The organism is Sediminibacterium sp. FW305-C-269 (genome assembly GCF_058231045.1).
Map to the genome: position 1 here is coordinate 279,005 of NZ_JBIQXQ010000003.1, position 19,956 is coordinate 298,960.

At 47.1% G+C, this 19,956-nt stretch carries 15 protein-coding genes and 1 tRNA gene; 13 read left to right on the forward strand and 3 right to left on the reverse strand.

Annotated features, from left to right (window positions below; translation table 11 throughout):
* Positions 1–108 precede the first annotated feature (108 nt).
* From ACH3Y6_RS11190 to ACH3Y6_RS11220, 7 genes are all read left to right on the forward strand, one after another.
* A tRNA-Asp gene (locus ACH3Y6_RS11190) sits at positions 109–182 on the forward strand.
* 258 nt (positions 183–440) lie between these two features.
* Positions 441–2,417: a hypothetical protein gene (locus ACH3Y6_RS11195; RefSeq protein ID WP_490835697.1), complete on the forward strand. Its 1,977-nt coding sequence runs from the start codon at positions 441–443 to the stop codon at positions 2,415–2,417.
* A gap of 19 nt (positions 2,418–2,436) precedes the next feature.
* On the forward strand, positions 2,437–3,327 hold the full coding sequence (locus tag ACH3Y6_RS11200; RefSeq protein ID WP_490835698.1) for a hypothetical protein: 891 nt from the start codon (positions 2,437–2,439) through the stop codon (positions 3,325–3,327).
* Between the two features lie 74 nt (positions 3,328–3,401).
* The gene (locus tag ACH3Y6_RS11205; RefSeq protein WP_490835699.1) at positions 3,402–4,286 is read left to right on the forward strand and encodes a hypothetical protein; all 885 of its coding nucleotides are present in this window, start codon (positions 3,402–3,404) and stop codon (positions 4,284–4,286) included.
* An 86-nt stretch (positions 4,287–4,372) separates the two neighbouring features.
* Positions 4,373–5,551, forward strand: coding sequence for an acetyltransferase domain-containing protein (locus ACH3Y6_RS11210; protein ID WP_490835700.1), 1,179 nt, complete (start codon positions 4,373–4,375; stop codon positions 5,549–5,551).
* Between the two features lie 32 nt (positions 5,552–5,583).
* Positions 5,584–6,234 carry a methyltransferase domain-containing protein gene (locus ACH3Y6_RS11215; RefSeq protein WP_490835701.1) on the forward strand — a complete coding sequence of 217 codons (651 nt, stop codon included), beginning with the start codon at positions 5,584–5,586 and terminating at the stop codon, positions 6,232–6,234.
* A 106-nt stretch (positions 6,235–6,340) separates the two neighbouring features.
* Entirely contained in the window at positions 6,341–7,990 is a 1,650-nt protein-coding gene (locus ACH3Y6_RS11220) for a SulP family inorganic anion transporter (protein ID WP_490835702.1), read from the forward strand.
* 43 nt (positions 7,991–8,033) lie between these two features.
* Here the strand turns inward: ACH3Y6_RS11220 and ACH3Y6_RS11225 are convergent, their stop codons facing one another.
* From ACH3Y6_RS11225 to ACH3Y6_RS11235, 3 genes are all read right to left on the reverse strand, one after another.
* Positions 8,034–8,441, reverse strand: a complete 408-nt coding sequence (locus ACH3Y6_RS11225; RefSeq protein ID WP_490835703.1) for a VOC family protein — start codon at positions 8,439–8,441, stop codon at positions 8,034–8,036.
* A 21-nt stretch (positions 8,442–8,462) separates the two neighbouring features.
* Complete coding sequence (gene mutS / locus ACH3Y6_RS11230; protein WP_490835704.1) at positions 8,463–11,105, reverse strand: DNA mismatch repair protein MutS; 2,643 nt, start codon at positions 11,103–11,105, stop codon at positions 8,463–8,465.
* A gap of 172 nt (positions 11,106–11,277) precedes the next feature.
* Entirely contained in the window at positions 11,278–12,888 is a 1,611-nt protein-coding gene (locus ACH3Y6_RS11235) for a M20/M25/M40 family metallo-hydrolase (RefSeq protein ID WP_490835705.1), read from the reverse strand.
* Between the two features lie 95 nt (positions 12,889–12,983).
* Here ACH3Y6_RS11235 and ACH3Y6_RS11240 point away from each other — a divergent pair, with 95 nt between their 5' ends.
* From ACH3Y6_RS11240 to ACH3Y6_RS11265, 6 genes are all read left to right on the forward strand, one after another.
* Positions 12,984–13,496: an RNA methyltransferase gene (locus ACH3Y6_RS11240; protein ID WP_490835706.1), complete on the forward strand. Its 513-nt coding sequence runs from the start codon at positions 12,984–12,986 to the stop codon at positions 13,494–13,496.
* A 62-nt stretch (positions 13,497–13,558) separates the two neighbouring features.
* Positions 13,559–14,485: a UbiA-like polyprenyltransferase gene (locus tag ACH3Y6_RS11245; RefSeq protein WP_490835707.1), complete on the forward strand. Its 927-nt coding sequence runs from the start codon at positions 13,559–13,561 to the stop codon at positions 14,483–14,485.
* Positions 14,486–14,608: 123 nt separating this feature from the next.
* Entirely contained in the window at positions 14,609–15,022 is a 414-nt protein-coding gene (gene ruvX, locus ACH3Y6_RS11250) for a Holliday junction resolvase RuvX (protein WP_490835708.1), read from the forward strand.
* A gap of 210 nt (positions 15,023–15,232) precedes the next feature.
* Positions 15,233–18,352, forward strand: a complete 3,120-nt coding sequence (locus ACH3Y6_RS11255) for a PAS domain S-box protein (RefSeq protein WP_490835709.1) — start codon at positions 15,233–15,235, stop codon at positions 18,350–18,352.
* 88 nt (positions 18,353–18,440) lie between these two features.
* Positions 18,441–19,019 (forward strand): peptide deformylase, encoded by a 579-nt coding sequence (gene def / locus ACH3Y6_RS11260; RefSeq protein WP_490835710.1) that lies wholly within the window; start codon positions 18,441–18,443, stop codon positions 19,017–19,019.
* Positions 19,019–19,942, forward strand: a complete 924-nt coding sequence (locus tag ACH3Y6_RS11265; RefSeq protein WP_490835711.1) for a hypothetical protein — start codon at positions 19,019–19,021, stop codon at positions 19,940–19,942. The genes def and ACH3Y6_RS11265 overlap by 1 nt, the downstream gene beginning before the upstream one ends.
* Positions 19,943–19,956 lie beyond the last annotated feature (14 nt).

Here is a 19,956-nt window from a genome sequence, read left to right on the forward strand (position 1 = left end):
ATGGTAAAATTAGGGGTTGCATTTTTTTTTTGAAAAGATTTGTTTGAAACTTGTTAACCCCTATCTTTGCCGTCCGAAAAACGGGATATTTATCCCGGATACAGGTACGGATCGGTAGTTCAGTTGGTTAGAATGCCGCCCTGTCACGGCGGAGGTCGCGGGTTCGAGTCCCGTCCGGTCCGCAAAAAAGTCTCTACTTAGTAGAGACTTTTTTGTTTTCGGTCCCCAACTGATCCCTATGTGTACAGATAAACGTTCTTGCCAGCAAATTCCCCCCTGCAGGCTGGAACTGGTCTGCAGTATTTAATATACTTTATTGTAATATAATAAACACAGTACTATTCATCTGGTATCAGTACCTGTAGACCGAAATTTTGTATTAGGATTTGGTCTATATGACTAAAGCAATTATCTTTTGATTTAAATTACTGACTGCTCCTATGAAAAAGCCATTATTGGGCATTTTGTTGTTTTTCATACAGTTCGCCCAGGCACAAACCTTTGTCAGTGTCAGAGACTGGCCCATGCCGGCCGGCGACAGGTCCGGACTGGTAACCCCCGGCTTCAAAGTGGTGCCTAATTTCTTTCTTGAAAAAATAGGCACAAAGACCTACCTGGTCCTTAAAATGGACATTACACTGGCCAGTCCCCGAAACCCCATCGCCCCTTATTCGTACAGGTACATGCGTGAGGGAAAGATCTATACAGACCGCGACCTCGGTTTTGATCCTTTTTATCCGATCGGCCTTTCGTCGGCAACTTTCAGCGTTCGGGTGCAGGGGCCGGGTATCAACCAACAGATCAGTTATGAAAGTTTCCTGGGACGGAACCAGGTAGGAGAAGTGGCCAGTGATGCGCGACTGGACAGCTACGCGGCACATATACAGGGATTAACTTATGTAGCGTACAGGGGTACCGAAGCCATAGAAAGAGCGATCACGAATTATGAATCCGCTATGCGTAAAAAAGAGGAAGATGCCAAAAGGGCGGAAAAAGAAAAAACAGATGCTGACAATAAAAAACTGGATGATGCGAAGCGGAATGCAGAATTAGAAAAGAAAAAGGCAGAAGAGGATAAAAGGAAGGAGGATACAGAAAAGACCAATCCCCAGGCAACTAAGAACAGCGCTGCAAATGACGCTGAGAAGTCGAATATAGGCGCTGCAAAATTAGCTCCCTTTAGCAGCTATCCGCAAGGCGACCCTTCCATAAAGCCGACGGCTACTCCTCCGTTGGGCAATAAGTCAAAATCAGATCAGAGTTTCTGGTCGGAAAAAAAGCAGGAGAAGGGCGGGCCAATACCGGAACAACCCAATCATAAGAACCTTCCCGATTTTGTGCGAACGACCGATGGGGGGTATTTTCACAGGGGGGCGGACGGTAAATTCAGGGAACTGACGCAAAAGGAATACCAGGATGCTAAAACAGCGGCTGCTGCCAAATCGCAAAAACCGGCAGAGCCGGAGCAGCCAACCATGACCGCAGAAGAAGTGCGTAGCCAGGTAAATAAAATGTTTACGGATGCGGAAGCGCGGAACAACGCCATCACGCAAAGGATAGAGCAGAAGGCAGAAATGTGGAAACAGAATTATTACTATGCGGAAGCGGTCCGCAATGGAAAAGAGAACCTTGCCGCACTCAGCTCATTGAATGGCACATATAATTCCGTTCAGGAGCTGGAAGCTGCTTTTCAACAGCAAAGCAGCTCCATACGATCCGAAGTACAGAACCTGGAACAGGCGCGTAATGCCAAATTGAGCAATGCCGTCAACGGTACTTTTAATGAGAACAGCACAGAACGGGCCATCGGTCAGAGCATGCAGCTGATCGGCAGCATCATCAACAGCAGTAAAGCCGCCAAAGAAGAAAGGGAAGCCAGGGAAGCGCTGAAGGCCGAACGGGAAAGGCAACTGGCTGCCATCGCTGCAGCCAAACAGAAAGCGCGGATAAACATGCGGAACCAGCTTCTCCGCAGTTTCCCCAACGGCGGTACCCCGCTGACCTCGCACAAAGTGACTTTACCTGAAGTATATATGTTTGCTTATATAACAGAGATGGCATCCTTCGATAAGGAGCAGTCTGTTGTAGCAGTAAGTAATGTTTTCCCTGTTCAGCAGTATTCAGATGGTACATTCCCGTATAAGACCAGCGTGATCAGCAAACTAAAGGGCTATGCACCCGGAGATGTGATGCTGGTGGGCTATTATGGCGAGAAAGATAAGGCCGAACAGATGCGCAAGACATTTGTGAACCTGGCGTCCCAAAGTGAACTTGCCGTAAAAACATTTGCCATAAAAACCCCGCCAGGCACCACGGCCCTTGTATCAGGCGCTGGGGGCGATTTCTGGGAAACCGGCAAGAAGGATTCCACCGGCACAAAAAAAGCAGCCACAAAAAACGATTTCTGGAATAATTAAATGACTAAATAGAAACCACATGCGTTCGTACTTGATCTTTTCTTTTTTATTGGTAATGACTTTCCCGGCTTTTCCGCAGATAAATGAAACCGAGGCCAAAGCCTCCTATATGCTGGCTGAGGAGAATTATGGCAAGGGCAACTACCCGATAGCACTTACGTTCCTTAAAAATGCCAAGACCAACCTGGGTGGCGCCAACTGTAAGATCCTGTATCTCCAGATCCAGATAGAAAGTGAATTGGCCAAAACACGGAAGAATTACAGGGATAGCCTGCTCAACACAATCGCCGCTTTTCAGGCTGCACCGGATGTAAAGGATTTCAATGAGGATAAGGTATTGGAAGTGGTGAAAATGAAACTGGAATTAGCACAAAAACTAACAGAAGAAAAGGCGTTGCTGGCAGAACAGAAGGCAGCAGAAGAGGCGAAAAATGAAAAGACCTTTAAAGACTGGCGTTTCACTGCGGGATTGAACCTGGGGTTGACGGTGAAAGAAGCGGAAAAAATGTATCCGGCTTTTTTCCGCAGAACAAAAACGGAACCCAGCCAGGATTACCCCGGACTGGAAATGATCACGTCAAGGCCTGTGGATGCCGCTAATGTGATCACCACTGCTTCCATTTTCATCAGGAACGATAAAATTGTAGGAAACAGGATATCGATAGAATATGTGGAGAGTGGTAGTAAAAAAAATAGTTACGAAACCTTCCGGAAATCCATGCTGGATGAGCGGGACAGGAATAACAAACTATTCGGCTTTGAACCGGAATCTCTGCCTTCTGTTGATGGGTTGGGATTTGTATGGAAGAAAAATAGCAAAACGTTTACCCGTAACTGGACAAAAATTATCAGAAAAGGAGATGGCTTTTATGGTGTCTATGTCTCAGATATAGTGGATGAATCGTATTAAAGAATTTTCCGGTAAGGTTTGGATAATTGCTGAGGCGCTGTTGAATTTTTTATCTATAGATGAAATCGGTTTATATGAATGGTACTCAAAAGGTAATGTTTGTTTTTTTGTTGATGCTATTCTTTGGTCCCCTTTACAGCCAGGTGAATGAAACGGAAGCCAAAGCTGCTTATATGCTGGCTGAAGAGAATTATGGGAAAGCCAATTATCCCGTAGCGCTCACCTTCCTCAAAAATGCAAAACTGAAATTGGGCGGGGCCAACTGTAAGATCCTGTATCTGCAGATCCAGATAGAATCTGAGCTGGCTAAAACACAGCGTAATTACCGGGATAGTTTGTGGCAGACCATCGCTGCTTTTCAAACCTCACCTGACATCAAAGATTTTAATGAGGATAAAGTGCTGGAAGTGGTGAAGATGAAACTGGAAATGGAGCAGAAAGGCATTGAGGAGAGGGATCAGAAAGAAAAAAGGATGACGGATTCTCTCAACAAGGAGAAGCTTTTCGGAGATTTTTCATTCACCGCAGATTGGGAGATTGGTCAGACGCTGGAGGACGCCGGGAAAAAACACCCTGATTTTTTCCGAAGGACCTCAAGTGAAAAAAGCGGCCTCTTCCCAGGGCTGAAACTGATCAGCTCAAAAGATGTAACGAATCTGTCGGTCTATGTGAATGATAATAAGAAGATCGTTGGATTCAGGAGCAATATGGATTATCCCAAACTGATCAGCAAATACCAGGATTATGCTTCTGCCAAGGATCTCAAGATGAAGATGGTCGATGCCTACACACAATTGTTCGGATTTTCTCCGGTGGCAGGTTATGTGAGTCCCGATGGCCTGCAGTATACCTGGCAAAAGAATAAGAAATCCGTGGTAATCTCATGGATGGTGTATAGGAACGGGAATGGTTTTTATGGCTATGAATACTTGTATGTGGTAGATAATGCTATTCAGTAACAATACGTTATAAGCGGCCCCTGTTTATTTGTTGTGCAAAGCCTTTACAAGAAGGATAGTTTCCGTATTTTACCCAAAACCAAGCTATGGAACAGCGGGCCTTGTTGAAAAAAAGAATCGATTCGATCGATATCCTACGTGGCGGTATCATGATCCTGATGGCGCTGGACCATGTACGTGATTTTTTCCATGCCGGGGCCATGACCAGCGACCCCACCGATCCGGCCACCACAACACTCATTTTGTTCTTTACCCGTTTCATCACCCATTACTGCGCACCTGTATTCGTATTCCTGGCAGGCACTTCCGCCTTTTTATCGGGCAGGAAAAAAACGAGAAAAGAACAGTCTGTTTTCCTGCTGAAAAGAGGCCTGTGGCTGGTTCTGTTAGAGGTTACAGTATTCAATCTGTTATTTTCCTTCGACCCCCTGTACCATTTCCTGGGGTTGCAGGTGATCTGGGTAACCGGGATCTCGATGATGCTGTTGGCGGCATTTATCTATCTGCCCATCAATGTTTTGTTTGTGATAGGACTAGTGATGGTAGTGGGGCATAACATGCTGGACAGCCTGAACACGACGGCCATGGAAAAAACGAGTGTATGGTGGGGACTGCTGCACCAGCAATATTTTGTTCAATATGCACCGGGGCGTTTCTTCGGAGTGCTCTATCCTTTGATTCCCTGGCCGGGTATCCTGTTGCTGGGTTATTGTATGGGTACCTTGTTCGTACCTGGTTACGATGCCGGTAAACGCCGGCGTAAACTCATCGGTTTTGGTGTAACCGCCACGCTGGCTTTTTTCCTGGTTCGCTGGCTGAATGCTTATGGCGACCCGGTTATATGGACAGAACAAAAGAACAGTACTGCTACTGTCTTATCCTTCTTTAATGTATCCAAGTATCCCCCTTCTTTCCTGTATTGCTGTATCACACTGGGGCCTGCCCTGATTCTGCTTGCCTGGCTGGAAAAGGTCAAAAGCAAGTGGACAGAGATAGTGGTGGTGTATGGACGGGTTCCCTTGTTTTATTATCTGCTCCATTTCTTCCTCATTCACCTGCTGTGTACCATTGCCTTTTTTGCCAGTGGGTATACCTTATCGCAGGCGGCAACCGGTATGATGTTGTTCCGCCCTAATGATTTTGGTTATCCGTTGGGCATAGTGTACCTGATCTGGATTGCGGTGGTGGCCATATTATACCCGTTCTGCAAGCGTTACAGCCGCTATAAAGCCACACATGATCAATGGTGGTTATCTTACCTGTAGACAAATCGCTACCAAATCAGTAACTTTGCACCATGAAGGCAGGTAAGATGGCTCAAAAGGGGCCATTACATACAACACAAGCTGTTCATACAGTACCCGGGTCCATCCACCAATGGTTCGCATCCGATCTGCAGTTTCATCGCTTGTATCCCGAAGCTGTGCAGGCCCAGGCAAATATGCACTGGACACCCCTTCATGTGGCGCGCAAGGCGGCAGAATTTCTTACAGCAGATAATAACAAACGTATTCTTGATATCGGCAGTGGCGCAGGAAAATTTTGTCTGGCAGCGGCTTATTATTGTCCGGATGGCACCTACACTGGTGTAGAACAAAGGGCCAATCTCGTGGCCTGTGCCGAAGATGCCAGGCGAAAGCTTGGTTTTGCCAATGTTTCATTCCTGCATCAGAACATCCTGCATACCGATCTGTCGGATTACGATCATTTTTATTTTTTCAATGCTTTTTTTGAGAACCTGGATCATAGTTTCCGGATAGACGAAGAAGTGGTGTATTCGCGTGAGCGTTATGCGCAGTATAACCACTATCTGTTCCGTCAACTGGAAAAAAAGCCTTCTGGCACACGCCTGGCCACTTTTCACAGTACCGAGAATGAGATCCCCGGCGATTACCATGAAGTAGGGGCTACGGCAGATGAGCTTTTGAAATTCTGGGTCAAGATTTAGGAATACCTGTATAAAAGTTCTTTGAATACATAGGTGAACAGAAGAGAATATTGAATCGTACTGTTCTGTTCACTTATGTGTTTGCATCTATAAACGTACTATACATATGTTCAAACCCAAACTGGTTGATACGCTGAAGAATTATAACCGGCAGCAGTTCTCCAAAGACCTGATGGCCGGTATCATTGTGGGTATTGTGGCTTTGCCACTGGCTATTGCATTTGCCATCGCTTCGGGCGTATCGCCCGAGAAAGGTTTGTTTACGGCTGTGGTGGCTGGTTTTATCATATCAGCCCTGGGAGGTAGCAGAGTGCAGATCGGCGGTCCTACGGGTGCATTCATAGTGGTGGTATACGGTATCGTACAGCAGTTTGGCGTGAATGGCTTGATCATCGCCACTTTGCTGGCGGGGATCATGCTGATCATCATGGGTTTCGCAAGACTGGGTGCTGTGATCAAATTCATCCCGCATCCCCTGATCATCGGGTTTACGAGTGGAATCGCCCTGATCATTTTTTCATCGCAGATGAAAGACTTCCTGGGTCTGCAGATGGGGGCAGTTCCGGCCGATTTTATGGATAAATGGGGAGCTTATGCGGAGCATCTTTCTTCGGTTAACTGGATTGCAGTCGTAATGGCAGCAGTAACGGTGATCATTATTCAGTTATGGCCAAAAATTTCCCATAAGATTCCGGGTTCACTGATCGCGATATTACTGACCACTTCCATCACTTATTTTTTTCATCTGCCCGTTGAGACCATCGGCAGTCGTTTCGGAAGTATCCCTTCCTCGCTGCCGTCTCCTGTATTCCCGCACATAGACCTGCAAACCATCAAACAGCTGATGCAGCCGGCTTTCACCATTGCCCTGCTGGGCGGCATTGAATCGCTGTTGTCTGCAGTGGTGGCCGATGGTATGATCGGTGGTAACCATCGTTCCAATATGGAACTGGTAGCGCAGGGAACGGCCAATATCTTTTCCTCTCTGTTTGGAGGAATTCCTGCAACAGGTGCTATCGCCAGAACCGCTACCAATGTGAAGAATGGCGGAAGAACGCCCATTGCCGGTATGGTTCATGCTGTAACCCTGTTACTCATCATGTTGTTCATAGGACAATGGGCTTCTCTGATACCTATGGCCACACTGGCCGGTATACTGGTGGTGGTGGCATACAATATGAGTGAGTGGGAGAGTTTCCTGTCCGTGTTTAAAGGTCCCCGCAGTGATGTGGCAGTTTTGCTAACCACTTTTTTTCTGACGGTGCTGGTAGACCTTACCGTTGCTATCGAGATTGGTATGGTGCTGGCGGTATTCCTGTTTATGCAGAAGATCATTAAAGTGAGTGATGTGAAGAGTATGACGCTACAGGCAGAAGATAGTGGTTCGGATGTTGACTCGATCGATGATTACCAGCTTCCCAAAGGAGTGGAAGTGTTTGAGATCACAGGGCCGCTCTTCTTTGGTGCAGCATACAAGTTCAAAGATGCCATGCGTTTTATCGAAAAACCGCCCAGGATACTGATCATCCGTATGCGCAGGGTGCCGATCATCGATGCAACAGGGATCAAGACCTTGCAGGAGGTACACAAGGAATCCAGGCACAGGGGTACCAAGATCATCCTTTCAGAAGTACACAGCACACAGGTATTACAGGAACTGAAAGATGCCCGTTTGCTGTTTGCCGTAGGGAAAGCCAATGTAACCGCAACCTTTGCCGCTGCCCTGGAACGCAGTAAAAAAATACTCGCCGGTTGATTGGTATTTTTACCGGCAAATGATTTGCCAGGTGCAACAACGCTTACAGTGTTGTGAACTTACTTTCCTGTTGGATCAGGTCCCAAAGATTGCCATAGAGATCTTCGAATACGGCAACCGTACCATATTCTTCTACCTGGGGCGTGCGGATGAACCTGATATTTTTGGCACGCATGGCCTCATAATCGCGCCAGATATCATCTGTGTTCAGGAACAGGAATACGCGGCCGCCCGTCTGGTTCCCGATTCTGGATTGTTGTTCTTCCGTTGCCGCTTTGGCCAGTAAGATGCTGCATTCTTTGGCGCCGGGTGGCGCTACCAGCACCCATCGTTTGGTCTCGCTCAATACCGTATCTTCCAGTAACCTGAAATTCAGTTTTTGGGTATAAAAGGCAATGGCTTCATCATAATCACGTACGACCAGCGCAAAATGGGTGATGTATTGTTGCATAGGGGGTGGATTGCTATCAGCTTATTTCAGCAGGTTTTTGATCTCGTTCAGTTTCATCAAAGCTTCTACCGGTGTCAGTCGGTTGATGTCGAGGTCGTTGAGTTTTTTCCGGATCTCATCAAAGGTTTCTGAATGAGCGTCAAAAATGGATAACTGCATTTGAGGTGCAGATATATTTTTAAGGCTTTGTGCAGAGGGAACCCGCATACTGGCCGGTAGATTGCCCGCCGTTTCCTGTTCTGCATCTCTTCCCGATCTTTCTTCCAACTGTGCCAGTATCTCGTTTGCCCGGTTGATCAATGCAGGAGGCATACCGGCCATTTTGGCTACATGAATACCAAAGCTATGCGTACTGCCACCTCTTGCCAGTTTCCGAAGGAAGATGATCTTATTCCCGACTTCCTTGTTGGTGACATGATAATTCTGCACACGGGGCAGTTTTTCTTCCAGTTCGTTCAACTCGTGGTAGTGCGTGGCAAACAATGTTTTAGGGGCAGCAGGGGAGTTATGCAGGTATTCTACAATGCTCCAGGCGATGGAAATACCATCGTAGGTAGATGTGCCGCGACCGATCTCATCCAGCAGGATCAGGCTGCGTTGCGAAATATTATTGATGATACTGGCCGTCTCATTCATCTCCACCATGAAGGTAGATTCACCTCCGCTCAGGTTGTCGCTGGCACCTACCCTGGTAAATATCTTGTCGGTAAGCGGCACTTTTGCAGTACTGGCCGGAACAAAACTTCCCATATGCGCCATCAGCGTGATCAAAGCGGTTTGCCTGAGTATCGCGCTCTTACCGCTCATATTCGGACCGGTCAGGATAATGATCTGCTGATCTGCCTGATTCAGTATAATGTCATTCGAAATATAATTCTCTCCCACAGGTAAGTTCCGTTCGATCACGGGGTGACGGCTCTCTGTAAATGCCAATTCAACCCCATCGTGCAGTTCCGGTTTTTTATAATTGTACTGTTGCGCATTCTCTGCAAAACAAACCAGGCAGTCCAGTGTTGCCAGCATATGACCGTTTACCTGTATCGGTGCGATATAGTCCTGCAAAGCCAGTAGGAGTTTATCGTATAGATCCAGTTCAATGGCCAGTATCTTGTCTTCCGCACCGGTGATCTTTTCTTCGTATTCTTTTAATTCCGGAGTGATATACCTTTCTGCATTGGCCAGTGTCTGTTTACGGATCCAATCGGCCGGAACTTTGTTCTTGTGTATATTGGTCACTTCAAGATAATAGCCGAACACATTGTTGAAGCTGATCTTGAGGGATGAGATCCCTGTTTTCTCCGATTCCCGTTGCTGTATGTTAACGAGAAATTCCTTTCCGCCACTGGCAATATTGCGTAATTGGTCCAACTCTTCGTGAACACCTGCTTTGATCACTTCCCCTTTGTTCACGGCTACAGGTGGATTGTCGTTGATCTCTTTACGGATCTTATTCAATATCGTTTCACACCCATCCAATGCGCCTGCCAACTGTTGAAGGTAGGGGTTGTCTGCAGTGGAGCAGATCTGTTTGATCAGTGCGGTCTGCTCCAGTCCTTTCGCCAGCTGCATCACTTCACGGGGATTGATCTTCTTCATCGGGATCTTGCTCACCAGTCGCTCAATATCCCCACAGGTGTTGATGGCTTGTGCCAGTTGTTTGCGCAGGTCGGGTTGCAGTACCAGGTATGCCACCGCATCCAGCCGTTCATTGATGCGGCCGATGTCCTTTAACGGAAAGATCATCCATCTGCGCAGCATGCGGGCACCCATGGGACTCACCGTATTGTCCAGCACTTTCAATAAACTGTTGCCGGTATCGGTGCCGGTATGCAGCAATTCCAGGTTGCGAATGGTGAAGCGGTCCATCCACAGAAAATCCTCCCGCTCCATCCGCTGAATGGAAGTGATGTGCTGCAGGTTGGGATGTTCCGTTTCTTTCAGGTAATATAAGATGGCGCCGGCAGCGGTAATGCCGTTGCGCAGTCCCTCAATGCCAAAACCTTTTAACGAGTGTGTCTGAAAATGTTTGAGCAGACTCTCGGTAGCAAAAGCCTCATCAAAGATCCAGCTCTCCATGGTGTACGTATAGAACCTGGGACCGAAGACCTCTTTAAAATGTTTCTGGTAACTGCGCTGGTAAATGACTTCTGCAGGTCTGAGTCCCTGCAGTAATTTGTCGATGTATTCGTCATTGCCCTCAGCGATAAAGAACTCACCGGTAGAGATATCCAGGAAGGCGATCCCTGTGCCGTTATCGGTAAAATGGATCGCTGCCAGGAAATTGTTGCTGTTATGCTCCAGTAATTTATCGTTGGTAGCCACACCCGGTGTCACCATTTCGGTAACGCCTCTTTTTACGATGCCTTTAACGGTCTTGGGATCTTCCAACTGATCGCAGATGGCAACCCGGTAACCGGCTTTTACCAGTTTGTGCAGGTACGTGTCCAACGCATGATGCGGAAAACCAGCCAGTTCACTGGAAGCTGCCGCACCATTGTTCCTTTTGGTCAGGGTAATACCCAGCACTTTGGAAGCAACAATTGCATCCTCACCGAATGTTTCATAAAAATCTCCCACACGGAACAACAGGATGGCATCAGGGTATTTCTGTTTGATGGCCCTGTGTTGCTGCATTAAAGGGGTATCTGCGCTGGATTTTGACATGACGGACAAATATACAGCGGCACAATTTGTGGCAGGAAAGAAAGAGAGGGATGTGGAAAGAAAGTGAGAAGGAGGGGAGGATGAGATAAAAATTAATAGTTACAAGTCAGGAAGACTGGAATTGTCCCAGCCTCCTGACTTTGTAATCTTTAACTTCTAACTATTCATTGCTTTAAAACCCAAATCCCCCTGCTGGTCTGGGTTTGGGCATTTCTTTTCGGGGTAATTTTCCATCACGCTGGGATGCATTGTATACAAATGCTGCAACAATGGTGGCGATCTGTTTCAGATCGGCCTCTATCAGGTGATCGTAGCTGTCCATATTGCTGTGGTGCGTGCGGGTGTCATACTCGATCGGGTCCTGGATGAACTGGAAACCGGGCAGACCAACTGCATCAAAAGCCTGGTGGTCGGTTCCGCCTGTATTATTGATGGTCACAGTTGTGGCGCCCAGGTCTTTGAACGGAGCAAGCCATTGCGAAAAGATATCGCGACAGGCTTCGTTGCCCTGCAGATAGATACCCCTGATCTTTCCGGTACCGTTATCGATATTGAAGTAGGAAGAGAATTTCTCGTGTGCCGGCGTTGTTTGCATGGTAGCGGGATCGGCAAAAGTATTTTTTACATAGGCCCTTGATCCCAGCAATCCCTGCTCTTCACCACTCCACAAACCGATACGGATGGTACGGCGGTTGCTGAATCCCAGTGATTTCAGGATGCGGATGGCTTCCATCATCACTGCAGATCCCGAAGCATTATCTGTGGCCCCGGTAGCGGTTTGCCAGCTGTCGAGATGTGCGCCAATCATCACCACTTCCTCCTTCAATGCCGGATCGGTACCCGGAATTTCTGCAATCACATTATATCCGTTCAGGTCCTTGGTCTGGAACCTGGTCTTCACATCCACATCCATTTTCACTGTCTCGCCTGATTTGGCCAGTCGCAGCAAAGTATTGTAATCTTCCACACCCAACACGATATCGGCGAAGTTCTCCGGATCGTTGGCTTTATAGGCGCCTCCTCCCTGGGCAAAAACGGTTCCGTCGTGACTGCGCGTGCCGCCATTACTGAACAAGGCCACGGCGCCCTCTTCTTTGGCCATATTCTTCAGTACTGCCAGCATACGGGCGGCCGGATTGTTGAAACGTGCTGCCATGGCTTCCCGCTGCCTTCTCTGGGCGGCAGTGTCGGCTGCATTGGCTTGTCCCTGACGGGGGGCCGGAGCTTTGGCGTTGGCCATCACTTCCAGTTCCGCGTCGGTATACCTCACAGCATCGGGTTTGAATGAGTGTTTGTATGGGGTTGACTGGTCAAGTATCAACAGTTTTCCCTTCAGCTGTCCGCGATAAGCCTGCAGTTCGGTTGAATCTTTGGCGTTGATGACCAGTATCTCGGCATTCTTCAGTCCCCTGGTACCCGCAGTCCAGGCTTTAGGGTGTGCGGCAAGTGCCTTATAATAAGGGGCGGTAATGGCTACATAACTCTTTTCCAGTTCCCAGCCTTTACCAAATTCGCCCCAGGGCTGTATGGCAGCGTTGGTGAGTCCCCAGCCAGCCAGTGTTTCCTTTGCATAACTGGCAGCGCGCATAAAACCGGGGGATGCTGTAAGGCGGTTGCCACTTTTATCAGTCAGGTGAAAGGCGATCTCCATCACTTGGGAGTTCTCAAGGCCTTCCTTGCGGATCTGCTGCATAATGGCAGGGTCCACTTTTTCGGTCTGAGCCAGGCTGGCAACAGGCAGGGCCAAAGCCAGCAGCACCGACAGGCGGATGTTTTTTCTCATAGTTCGGGTTGTTTAAGTTTTGGACTGAACAAAATAATCAATCTTACCCATTTCTGCCGAACCTTTATTTGAGTGGATGGAATTACCTTTGCGCCATGCGAAAACTGAGCATGGATGAGCTGGGCCGTATGTCGGTGGATGCGTTCAAGCAGGCCGAAAAGAACCCGGTAATGGTGGTATTGGACAATATCCGCAGTATGCACAATGTGGGTAGCGTATTTCGCACTGCAGATGCATTCCTGGCCGAAGGGATCTGCTTATGTGGTTATACTCCCCAGCCTCCGCACAGGGATATCCACAAAACTGCGCTGGGTGCTACGGAAACGGTTGATTGGATCTATTTTCCCACCACGCTCGATGCCGTAAAGGCCCTGAAAGAAAAAGGATACCGGATCTACGCAATAGAGCAGGTGGAGAACAGCATCCCGCTACAGCATTTCAACCGGGGTAATGATAAAGTGGCATTGGTGTTCGGAAATGAAGTGGAAGGTGTGGATGTTGCTGTATTGCCGTTTTGTGATGGCAGTATCGAAATACCACAATATGGAATGAAACATTCCTTGAATGTTTCTGTGGCAGCGGGGATCGTTTTGTGGGAGATGGTGTGATCAATGATAGAATGATAGAATGAGTGAATGATAGAATGAGTGAATGTTTTAATTAGGATGATATGACGACAGTAAAAAAATATTTAAGTCTGGTGAAATTTTCGCATACCATTTTTGCGATGCCGTTTGCGTTGATTGGGTTTGTTCTGGGGACTTCTCATTCCCAGCCCTCGGGTTGGCATACGACTATCCAATCGCCGACGGCCGGTGATTTATTTTATCATGTATTTCTGGAAACCTCGTGGGTAAGGAAATTGCTGTTGGTACTGGTTTGTATGGTAACGGCAAGAAGTGCGGCCATGGCATTCAACCGGTATCTCGACAGGAGTTTTGACGCAAAGAACCCCCGTACGGCTATCCGTGAGATACCGGCAGGTATTATCTCTGCAAACAGTGCCCTGCGTTTTGTGATCCTGAACTGCCTGTTGTTCGTAACGGCCACCTATTTCATCAATGATATCTGTTTTTTTCTCTCGCCGGTGGCTTTGTTTGTGATCCTGTTTTACAGTTATACCAAACGTTTCACACCGCTTTGTCACCTGGTGTTGGGGCTGGGCCTGTCATTGGCGCCTATCGGGGCTTACCTGGCCGTGACGGGCAGGTTCGATATTTTACCCATACTGTTTTCCTTCGCCGTCATATGCTGGGTAAGCGGTTTTGATGTGATCTATGCACTGCAGGATGTGGAGTTCGACCAGTCCCAGCAGCTTTACTCCATTCCCAGTGTGATGGGTAAGGCCAAAGCTTTGCGGGTGTCTGAATTATTGCATTTGGGCAGTTCGGCCTGTGTGGTTGCAGCAGGTATCTACGGAGGGTTTCATTGGCTGTACTGGATCGGGATCGCCGTGTTCGTAGGCATGCTCATTTACCAGCATTCCATTGTTAAACCCAACGACCTCAGCAAAGTGAACATCGCTTTCATGACGGCCAACGGGGTGGCCAGCGTGGTATTCGCTCTGTTTGTGATAGGAGATCTGTTGCTGATGTAAAAAGGGGGCTACATAAAAAACAGCAGCCCTCAGCGAAAACTCCCTGAACTCTGCGGCTCCTGCGGTGAAAAATCCATCAACCTGCAGTAACTTTCCGCTTCAAACCCAAAACTTTCATTTAATATGTCCCGGATCATCTGTATCGATTATGGAGGAAAAAGAACCGGGCTGGCGGTTACGGATCCGTTACAGATCATTGCCACTTCTTTAACCACTATCGAGACCAAAGACCTGATCCCTTTCCTGAAGAATTATTTCCTGCAGGAGCCTGTAGAATTGATACTCATTGGCGAACCGCTGAATCTTGATGATACGGCTACCCATGCCACTCCGCTGGTGAAAGCAGCCATCGCCAGGTTGAAAAAAGAATTTCCCGCCATACCCATTCAGACCGTTGATGAAAGATACACTTCCAAGCTGGCATCCCGTGCCATGGTAGAAATGGGTATGAAGAAAAAAGACCGCAGAATCAAGGGGAATATTGATCAGATAGCGGCTACCATCATGCTCCAGGAATATTTACAATCCAGGTATTGATATTTCTTTTCTATAACTCTTTTTTATCTATCTTTAAACAAGACAGTTTTTTACCTGTTGTGGTATTTTCCATCCCCCGCTAATATTCCTGAAAAGCCGTTGGGTATTGTTACCCGTTATCAGCGCCTATTGCTGATTTCGGATCGGCAATACAGATGTTGCATGAACCATTTTTTAAGATGAAATAAAAGGGTACCCCCTCGCCCGAATATGAAGATTAATTTTTCTCCATCATTTGCTCATGCGCCGGAGCTGTCTACGGAGTATTATGCCCGTATTATTGAGAATGTACGTGATGCGATCATCATTACCGATGCGGATATGGTGATCCAGAGCTGGAACAAAGGAGCAGAACTGATCTATGGCTGGACACAGGAAGAAGCTGTAGGCCGCAAAATCAATGATTTGCTTGTTTCAGCGGAAGGGCAGGAGTTATACCGTACAAAAGTGAACGAGTTCCGCCGGGAGGGACATTTCCTGAGTGAAGAGACCCGCCCAACCAAATCGGGACGTATCATTCATGTTTCTATCAGCGCTTCCGCTGTATATGATAATCAGGGGAGGCAGGTTGGTCTGGTATCTGTCACTAAAGATATTACGGAGAAAAAGCAGATCGAACAGCAACTCCGTTTGCTGAATCAGCACCTTACCCAGGAAGTGAGTCGCAAAACCAACCAGATCAACCATGTGTTTGACAGGATCACGGATGGTTTTTTTTCGCTGGATAAAGACTGGCGTTTTCTGTATCTCAACAAACGCATGGGCGAGATCGTTCACCATACTGCCGATTCCCTGGTCGGTACGATTATCTGGGAATCTTTTCCTGCTTTGCTTGGTTCAGAATCAGAAAAGATATTTAGAGCTGCCGCTGCAGATGGTGAAAAGAGCGTGCATTACGATTATTATGCGCCCCTGTCTCTCTGGTATGAAATGCATATTTACCCTTCAGCAGAGGGTCTTGATGTTTTTGTAAGGGATGTTACCGATAAGAAGAAGGCAGAGGAGTTAATCCTGAAGAAAAACCGCCTGTACCAGTTCATCAGCAGTATCAACCAGATGATCGTTCGGGCCACGAGTGAAGAGCTTATTTTCAAAGAAGCCTGTGATATTGCCATACAGGTGGGTAAATTCTCCATGGCCTGGATAGGCAGGTTGGATGAAATGACAGGTACGCTTATTCCCGTTTCTTATGCCGGGGAAAATCTGAATCATTTTGTTTCCCTTGGCCCGAACGTTTCCTCCTATGAGAGGCTGGGTGAAATAAACAGTCCTACCATAAAAGCCATCAATGAATCCAGGCATATTATCTGTAACGACCTGGCTGCTCAGGTTGACAATGTGGCCTGGAAAGAAGCTTCCCTGCAATTTGGCTTCCGTTCTTCCATAGCGCTGCCTCTTTTTCATGATGGAAAAGTGTTTGGTGTTTTTTCTCTGTATGCGCCTGTCATAGACTTTTTTGATGAAGAGGAAGTGGCATTATTGCTGGAGAGTGCCGGTGATATCTCTTTTGCAGTCGGTGTGATAGATCGTGAGAGGAAACGCAGAGCCGCAGAAGAAAAGCTCTTATTGTTGAATGAAAGGTTTACCCGCATATCGAATGCGACCAATGATGTGATCTGGGACTGGAACCTGCAAACCAATGAACTTTGGTGGAATGCCAACTATAATAGCTTATGTGGATTTCCGGCCGATGCCCCCATGCCTGACATGGCCCAATGGGAATCGCATATTCATCCGGATGATAAACAACAGGTTCTGGATGGGTTACACAAGGCGATCGGGAGTAAAGAAACCTTATGGTCGGCCGAATACCGTTATGTGTGTTTGGATAAGAAGGAAATGGTAATCTATGATCGAGGGTATATCATGCGTGACGAAACCGGTAAACCTTTTCGGATCATCGGGTCTTTGATGGATATTACTGAGCGTAAAAAAGCCGAAAAAGAGATACGGGATTACAAATTGGCGCTGGATAAATCGGCCATTGTGGCAATTACTGACCAGCGGGGTATCATCAGATATGCGAACGATAATTTTGCAGAGATCTCAAAATACAGAACGGATGAATTGATAGGCCAGGATCACCGTATTGTTAATTCCGGTGTTCATTCCAAATCTTTCTTTAGCGAGTTGTGGACGACCATAGCCAAGGGGGGAATTTGGAAAGGCGAAATATGCAATCGCGCTAAAGACGGTACCTTGTACTGGGTGGATACCACTATCGTTCCCTCCCTGAATGAACAGGGAAAACCTTACCAATACCTCGCAATCCGGTATGATATCACTGAAAAGAAAAAAGCCCTGCTGCAGACACAACTGGTGAATGAACTGTACGAAAATGTGTCAAAAGCGACCAGTGATACCATCCGCGACTGGGATCTTGTTACCGATACCATTCAGTTCAATACGGGTATTTTCGATGTGTTCGGTTATACAGCTTTTGATTTGAAGCAGGCTTCGAACTTCGGCTGGGATAAGGTACATCCTGATGACAAGGCAAGGGTGGAAGACACACTCTCTGTCTGCCTGGAGCATAAACTCAGGAATGTGCAGATGGAGTATCGCTTCCGTTGTGCAGACGGATCGTATAAATATGTGTTCGACAGGTCATCAATCGTTTACGACGATACCGGAAAACCGATCAGGATGGTTGGTGCCATGCAGGATATTACCTGGCAGAAAGAAGAGAACCTGCGTATTACCAAAGCTACGCTGGAAGCACAGGAACAGGAAAGGAATCTCCTGGGAAGGGAACTGCATGACAATATCAACCAGATACTGCTGGGCTCTTTGCTAAGCCTGGATATGTCGAGGAAAGTGGAACAGGACCGAAGCCCGATTTTCGTAGAAAAAACAATGGGGTATATTACCCAGGCAATTGATGAGATCAGAAAACTGTCGCACAGATTGGCACCCGCTTCCTTAACGGAACTTCCGTTGAAACAGATCTTTGAAGGGTTACTGCTCACATTCAATATCGGCGATCGTCCGCATATAGTGTTGGAGGTGGATGTATTTCCTAAAGAGATGCTGTCCGATGAGATCAGAACCAATCTCTACCGTATTTGCCAGGAACAGGTGGGTAATGTGCTCAAATACGCTGATGCAGAAAACCTGTGGATTCATGTAAAGTGGTCGGGTGACCATATTGTGATGACCATCCGGGATGATGGTAAAGGATTCAATCCGCGGGGTAAACACAAAGGCATCGGCCTCAGCAATATGCAGAAACGAGCAGAACTGCTGCAGGGTACATTCTTCCTGAAAACAGCGGTCGGGCAGGGTTGCGAAATAACCATTATGGTTCCTGTTCCGGGTTCGGCAAATTAACGGGCTGTTCACCTTTTATCTACCTTATCCATTTGCCGGTTGCCCGTTTTACGGTATTTTTGCTGCATTTTAGCAAATACTGTAGTCAATGATTTTTCCGATCGTCGCATATGGAGCACCTGTTTTACGAAAAGTAAGTCAGGATATTGAGCCGGGTTATCCCGGGCTGGCCACCCTCATTGAAGACATGTGGGAGACCATGTATGCCAGTAACGGGGTAGGACTGGCAGCTCCCCAGATCAATAAGGATATCCGTCTGTTTGTTATGGATAGCACCCAGATTTTCGCCAATCTTGAAAAAGAGGAGGAAGGCGTATACCCCGATGCACCTGGTATCAAACAGGTATTCATCAATGCCCGGATCCGTTCACTGGAAGGGGAAGAATGGGCCTATAACGAAGGATGCCTGAGCATTCCGCGTATCAGGGAAGATGTGAGCCGCCCAGAGACCGTAGTCATGGATTATCTTGACGAACAGTTTCAGCCACATACGGAAAGTTTCAATGGCATCACCGCGAGGGTGATCCTGCACGAATACGATCATATAGACGGCAAACTGTTTATCGATTACCTGAAACCCCTCCGGAAGAAAATGTTGCAGGGTAAACTCAACGATATCAGTAAAGGCAAAGTGAGAGTGGATTATAAAATGATATTCCCTAAGTAATGCGATATTCTCTTTTCTGCCTGTTATTATTGAGTGTCCTGCCTTCCTTTTCACAGGATACAGCTGTGATCATTGATGAAAAAAGGTTCACCCTGAGCGAGGTGGTGGTAAGAAACAATTTCGATTACAAGACCCTGCTTACCCAGATACAGGAGGATACCACTTTCTATAAAGCTTTCCGTAACCTGCGCATACTTGGTTTTTCTTCCTACAATGATATCAAGATGCTGGATAAGAAAGGGGGCGTAAAAGCATCTCTTTCCAGCAAAACCCGCCAGAACAGGGTGGGTAATTGCCGAACCATGGATGTACTGGAAGAAACAGTTACCGGCGATTTTTATGATCGTAAAAAAGAATATAATTATATGACCCCCGCATTATATGCAAGTCTTTTTTTTACCAAAGGAGAAGTATGCGGTGAAAACAATATCGTAAAAGGAAGGTTGAATGGGTTTAGCGATAAACGGGGGATGGACAAACACCGTGAGCAGTTGAAGATGCTTTTCTTTAATCCGGGTAAAAAGATCCCCGGCATCCCTTTCATTGGTGATAAATTGGATCTATACGATGAGAGCGCACACAAACTGTACGATTACAAGCTTGACATAGAGGAATCGCATGGTGGACTGGTTTACGTATTTTCCATCACTCCCAAGGAAGATAAAGTGAACAGCGACAGGGTGGTGGTAGACCAGATGGTGACCTGGTTTGATATGAAAACCCTGGAAGTACTTGCCCGCAATTATTCACTCAGTTATAAGGCCGGCGTATATGATTTTGATGTGAGTATGGAAGTGGAAATGACCAAATTCAATGGCTACACTGTACCTAAAATACTTCGCTACCGGGGTAACTGGGATGTGATCTTCAAAAAAAGGGAGCGGGCCATTTTTACGGCTACTTTGTTCGACTTCAAAAAATAAAAAGGGCTGCAATC